The 6,000-nt window shown below is 52.7% G+C and carries 5 protein-coding genes; 2 read left to right on the plus strand and 3 right to left on the minus strand.

Annotated elements, in window-relative coordinates; translation table 11 throughout:
• The first annotated feature begins 34 nt into the window (after window positions 1–34).
• The gene (locus ABI361_10575) at window positions 35–700 is read left to right on the plus strand and encodes an MBL fold metallo-hydrolase (protein ID MEO9321108.1); all 666 of its coding nucleotides are present in this window, start codon (window positions 35–37) and stop codon (window positions 698–700) included.
• Between the two features lie 321 nt (window positions 701–1,021).
• Complete coding sequence (locus tag ABI361_10580; GenBank protein MEO9321109.1) at window positions 1,022–3,826, plus strand: peptidylprolyl isomerase; 2,805 nt, start codon at window positions 1,022–1,024, stop codon at window positions 3,824–3,826.
• A gap of 40 nt (window positions 3,827–3,866) precedes the next feature.
• On the opposite strand, the gene ABI361_10585 is transcribed toward ABI361_10580, so the two are convergent.
• The 3 genes from ABI361_10585 to ABI361_10595 all read right to left on the minus strand — a co-directional run.
• Window positions 3,867–4,664: an inositol monophosphatase gene (locus ABI361_10585; GenBank protein ID MEO9321110.1), complete on the minus strand. Its 798-nt coding sequence runs from the start codon at window positions 4,662–4,664 to the stop codon at window positions 3,867–3,869.
• A gap of 63 nt (window positions 4,665–4,727) precedes the next feature.
• Window positions 4,728–5,726 (minus strand): deoxyhypusine synthase, encoded by a 999-nt coding sequence (locus ABI361_10590; protein ID MEO9321111.1) that lies wholly within the window; start codon window positions 5,724–5,726, stop codon window positions 4,728–4,730.
• A gap of 53 nt (window positions 5,727–5,779) precedes the next feature.
• Window positions 5,780–6,000 (minus strand): hypothetical protein (locus ABI361_10595; GenBank protein ID MEO9321112.1); only part of this gene is annotated, 221 nt, incomplete at its 5' end.

Raw genomic sequence — 6,000 nt, forward strand, 5'->3', positions numbered from 1 at the left:
TTTCAGCAGACAGGTACAGTTGAGGCAGGTTTAGATGTACAAACACGGCGGAATATCATTTCAATGGACTGGCCATGATGGCTTCAAGATAATCGCAGAAGGCAAGACTGTGTATATCGACCCGTACCGGCTTGGTTCTAGACATCACAAGAAAAGCGACGCGGACCTCATACTTGTTTCCCACAATCACTTTGATCACCTGAGCGTCGAGGACCTGAAGCACGTGGTAAAGCACGACAATTCCACTGTAATTGTCAGCGCGAAAGAAGGCGTCGAGCAGCTTCAAAAGGCCAACCTTGGTGCGGAGGTTAAAGGAGTGGCCCCCGGCGACCGGCTGGAGGTGAAGGGAGTGAAGATAGAGGCAGTGCCGGCATACAACACCAACAAGAACTTTCACCCAAAGGCGGATCGTAAAGTGGGATATGTTCTGACGCTAGACGGGCTGCGGATCTATCACACCGGCGACACCGACGAGATACCTGAAATGAGTTCGGTAAAACCGGACATTGCTCTTGTTCCTGTCTCCGGCACTTATGTCATGACCGCGGAAGAAGCTGCGCGAGCAGTGAATGAAAAGATCAAGCCGGCAAAGCTGGCCATACCGATGCACTACGGAGCAATTGTTGGATCGAAAGACGATGCAGCCAAATTCAAAGATCTTGTCGAGGTGTGTTCGGTTCAGGTCCTGGACCAAGAGTGAAAGCGCGCAAGGAAAAAAATCCAGCCGGAAAATTAAACTCTTAAATACAATCGACATTTATTGTAAAAGGAAGATGGCTGCAAAAAAGAAAGCAAAATCTGCAAAGAAGGGAGCCAGTACAAAGGCAAAGAAGAAGTCCGCTTCTGCCTAAACAGGCCGGGCGCGTAACTTCAGTCAAAGCCAAGACTCCCTCCTTTGTTTCCTATTTTCCCGACCTGACCACTTCTCAGAAACTGATTGCCTGCCATTGATTTGCATTATCGGTCTATAGTAAATCGTGCCAGTACCTTAAAAAAGGGCAATTTACCCATCGTTTTTGCAATGCTGCAAGGCGGCACTACCCTGTTCCGTGCAGGGAAATTTGATTTCCAGACGCGTCACCTTTTGGTTATCGGACTTTTGGCGCTTTCTTTTACTACCGCGTTTATCATGAGGTCATATCCGGCAAAATACGGCTTTTATCTAAACGAGTTTGACCCGTACTTTGACTACCGCGCCACGCAATACATAATTGATCACGGCGTCGGCGCATACCTGACATGGCATGACGACATGTCCTGGTATCCTGAAGGCAGGGATGTGGCGGCGACATCCCAGTCGGCACTGCACATCACTACCGCTTACCTCTACAAGGCGTTTGGCGGCGGCAGCTCTCTGCTTGACTTTGTAATTATCTTCCCGGTCGTAGTAGGATCGCTTACCGTCATTGTGGTTTTCGCCCTCGTAAGGGTACTTGGCGGCACAACCGCGGGGCTGTTTTCTGCGCTCCTGTTCTCCTTCAGCCCTGCAATCATCCAGAGAGGAAACCTGGGATGGTTTAAATCCGAGCCGCTAGGCCTGTTCTTTGGACTCCTTGCGGTCTACCTGTTTATTTCCGCAATGAAGCACAAGGAAGCAAAGTACGCTATCGCCAAGGCTGTCGGCGGAGGACTGCTCCTCGGCCTTGCCAACGGCGCATGGGGAGGGATACAGTACTTCAGCATCCCCTTGGCTATCTTCTTCCTTGCGCTCCCGTTCTTTAGAAAAGACCTGAAAATCCCAATGATGGTCGCAATAGCATTCACCATCTTTGCGCTGCTGTCCGCGGCGGCTTTCCCGAGGCCCGGCATGTCCTATGTCAAAGGCCTTCCAGGCCTTGCCCTGATCGGAGGAACAATATTCCTGGTAGCCGCCTACTTTGTCCGCAGGTTCAGCAAGCCGGAGCACAACCTGAGGAACAGCTTCATTGTGCTTGGCGTGTTTATCATAGCAAGCGGCCTGCTTCTGGGAGTCGGCGCGTACGTTTCTCCTTCGCTCAGATACCTCAAGGCGGTCAACCCGTTCAACCAGGTAAACGATCAGCTAGTGGCTTCCGTGGCAGAACACTTTACCCCGACCGTAGCCGACTACTTTACAGACTACTCTATCCTCATAATGTTTGCCGGTCTCGGCGTATGGATGGCGTTTCGGCGACGCGACGACGTCAGCATATTTGCGCTCGTCCTAGGCATCACGGGAGTATATGTAAGCGCGACCTTTGCCAGACTGCTGGTATTCGCATCGATTGGAATCATTGTGCTTGCGGGGATGGGGCTGTACGAGGTTACCCGCAGCATCCTGGAGTATCGCGAGGCAACAGCCAGCGCGGCGCCGGGCAAGATAAAGAAGAAGGTCGACCAAGCTCCAAGCGCATACGGATCAGGCTTGGTGACAAAGGCGGCGTATGTCATCGTCATAATTCTCATGCTCACCATCCCTATGTTCTTCCCAGCAAACTCCAATTGGGTAAGCGCAGCCGACGTGCCTGCTGCTATTGCAAACGGCGGAACTGGCTACCGGCTCCAGACAAACGACTGGCCAGACGCAATGAACTGGCTTGCTACAAACACCGACAAGAATGCGGTCGTAGCCTCATGGTGGGACTATGGGTACTGGATAACGACGCTTGGTCACAAAAAGACGCTCGCAGATAACGCTACAATCAACTCAACCAGGATTGCACAGATCGCTCGAATGCTAGGCTCTGACGAGCAGACAGGGGTCAAACTGGCGCAGGACATGCACACCGACTATATTCTGATATACGGCGTTGCGAGGCTCCAGTTCTTTGGCAAGGCAAACCAGACTTCTGCTAACGGAACCCATAGCCAGGTCGACGTCCCGGTGTATTCGCTCGGGCAGGGCGGAGACGAGTCCAAGAAACAGTGGTTCTTTAGAATCGGTGGCCTTGACGAGAGCAAGTACATCGAGCAAGACGGTTTCACGCCGACGCCTGCATTTTGGAACAACACGCTTTTGGGCAAGATGCTGCCTTGGGATCCGTTATATTATGCGCAGGTTGGAGCTAACGGACAGATTTCCAACCTGAGTCCTCATTATTCGGCGGGTTACCAGGGTCTGTACGGCAAGCACGTAAAGTATCCTGCCGGCGGCAAGAACCAGCCCCTGGAACTCGTGTATTCTTCGCCCAGCTTCAACAATGACAAGAACGGTCTAGTATTCGGCGTATTCGTGTACAAGGTCAATCACAACTATGTTCCACACCCGCCTGTGGCACAGCAGTCAAATGGCAAAAGTACAACCGGCTCCACCAACTCTACAAGCAGTGGCAATAACAGCAACCTGATGACACCGTCGAACAAGGTTGCTGTGATAAACACCACCCAGGGCGTAATCAAGATAGAATTCTTCCCCAACGCAGCGCCTAACCACGTTAACAACTTCATGAAGCTCGCAAACAGCAGCTTCTATGACGGCACCATATTCCACAGAATAGTCCCCGGCTTTGTTATACAGGGCGGAGACCCCTACACCAAGCCAGACGGCAAGCCACGCGAGCTGTGGGGCACAGGCGGCGCAAACTCGACAGTTAACGCCGAGTTTAACTCAATCAGCCACACCAGAGGCATAGTGTCGATGGCCCGCTCTGCGGATCCAAACAGCGCCAGCTCGCAGTTCTTTATCGTGCTAAAGGACTCGACTTTCCTGGACGGCAAGTACACGGTGTTTGGCAAGGTAATTCAGGGAATGGACGTCGTTGACAAGATAGCGGCACTTCAAACAATGAACGATGCTGCCCACCAGGACCAGCCCGTCGATCCCAACGCTGCGCGTATACTGTCAGTCAAAATCGAGCCCAGCTCCTAGCCGCCGCTTTTTTTTGCGGCACAAAGTCCCGTATTGTCAACTAGCCGAGAGCTTCGACTAGCATCCTGTGCACCGCATTCGAATTGCTTGCACAGATGTCCATTTTTTCAAACACCGGATAAGCAGGCTTTATTCCATTAAGGCCGGACCAAATCCCTCCGGCCTCTTCAACAATCAGGCCAGCAGCCGCAATATCCCACATTGAAAGGTCATTGTTAATAGTCCCGTCAAGGCGGCCGGCTGCCACGTACGAGACTTCAAGGCACAGGCTGCCGAGTTTGTGGAAACGCTTTATCTTTTTCAGGACGTTCCTGTTCACCCTTTCATAAATTTCCTGCGGAAACCTGATGTGGTTCACGTTAAGGCAGAGCTCCTGCATCTCCGTCTGCTTTGAAGTGGCTATCCTCCTGCCATTAAGAAAAGCACCGCTACCGCGAATTGCTGTGAACTCCTCGCCATGGTTGGGGTCAACTATGGCTCCCGCGACGGCGTCCGGCCCTCTGCATAGCGCCACTGAAGTGCAGTAAAACGGAATCCCGTGCACATAACTTGCAGTACCGTCAAGCGGGTCTACAACAAAATACAGGCTGCTTCCAGCTGATTTTGCCGCCGCCCTGTTTAGCTGCGGATCGAGCTCTTCCGCAACGACCGGAATATCCGGAAATTGCCTGCCTAGGTACGAGACGATAATCTCCTGCGACTCCCTGTCTATCCTGGTGACAGGCGAATTGTCAGTCTTCTTGGTCACTTCAAGCGCGGTGCCAGAGTTTTCCTTTAGAAATTGAGCGGCCTGCCGCCCCGCGGCAAGCAAGTGTTTCAGTATGTCAGACTCGTCCACCCGGCAGTCTCGCGCCGGAGATAGGGAAAAGGATAAAATTCTTTTGCAAGCTCTGTCGGACACTCAGTTCTTGCCGGCTGCAAGCGCAGCATAAATGAAGGGCAAAAGAGTGCTCGCCTCGCCATGTATTGTAGTCTGCATCGCCTTTTGGGTGACCTTGCCCCATGAAATAGCCTCTGCCACCAGTGCGCCGCTCAGGCTTCCGTCCCATTCCGGCGCGGTCGTGATGTAAACCGCGTAGTCCAGGCCTCCGCGGAACTGATTCCACCACAGGGTGTGATGCTTGGAAATGCCTCCTCCGACCATAAAAGCCCCTGATTTTTTCGCGTCGAACACAAGGTCGGACAGCCTGGACTGATCCTTGAGAATGTCGATTCTAAAGTCCTTGTGGCGCTGATAAAAGAACCATATCTGGCTTCCCACCGCCCCGTCAACAATCCCCGGGACGACGACCGGGATCTGGTTCTTGTGAGCCCAGTAGAGAAAAGACGATTCGTCCAGCTTGCTTCCGATATAGTCGACAACCTCGTATGATGCCACGTCGCGCTTGCCCTGAGCGTACATCTCCTCCAGACATTGCTGTACCTTGGACTCTATCAGCGGGCCGTAGCTTGAGAATGGCACGAGGACATTGCCAAGCCTGTGTATGTCGCGCTCAAGAAGCATCCTGTCGTCCATCCTAAAGTCGCCAGAATAATACTTGTCAAAAGTCCTTGCAACGTCGTGATCAAGCGCACCGCACGTGGTTATCACGCAGTCGAACATTTTGCGCTTGAGCATGTCTCGGACAATTCCCCTGCACCCCGTCGACATTAGAGCGCCGACAAATGAGAGGAACTTGGTGCAGCCCTGCTCTCCCTGCATCCGCCTCAGAATGTCTACTCCGTCTGCCAGATTGCGCGACTCAAAGCCACCGGAGCCGGCCATCTGCGAAATAAGCGACTCGACATCTTGACTCGGGCTTATTTCATAGTCCCTGACCTGGCTGCGGAGCAAATCCGCGCTCTTGGAGTTCTTCTTGCCAGTGCTAGAGCCCTTGCCTTTGTGCTTGGACCGTGCCATCCAGCCATCATTAAGTCTGTGGTGTAAAATATCTATGCTCTAGCAGATGACAATTAGCTGGGACTGGCCAGGGCTGATGAAAAGTCGTCCGCATTAATTGCGGCGTCAAGGTTGACGCGGAGCGTACAAGTCGCTACAAACGGCTTGCCGCCTGTCGAGTGTATCATTACACCGTTGCCGCTAAACACCGTCGAGCCTGAATCGCCATTGCTAGAGCCTGCTGAATTGATTACGCTTACCGCATAAGTCTTGCCGTCTACCTTGATAGTCATTG

Origin of the sequence: Nitrososphaera sp., assembly GCA_039938515.1 — an archaeon.
In the GTDB taxonomy this organism is placed as follows: Archaea; Thermoproteota; Nitrososphaeria; order Nitrososphaerales; family Nitrososphaeraceae; genus Nitrososphaera.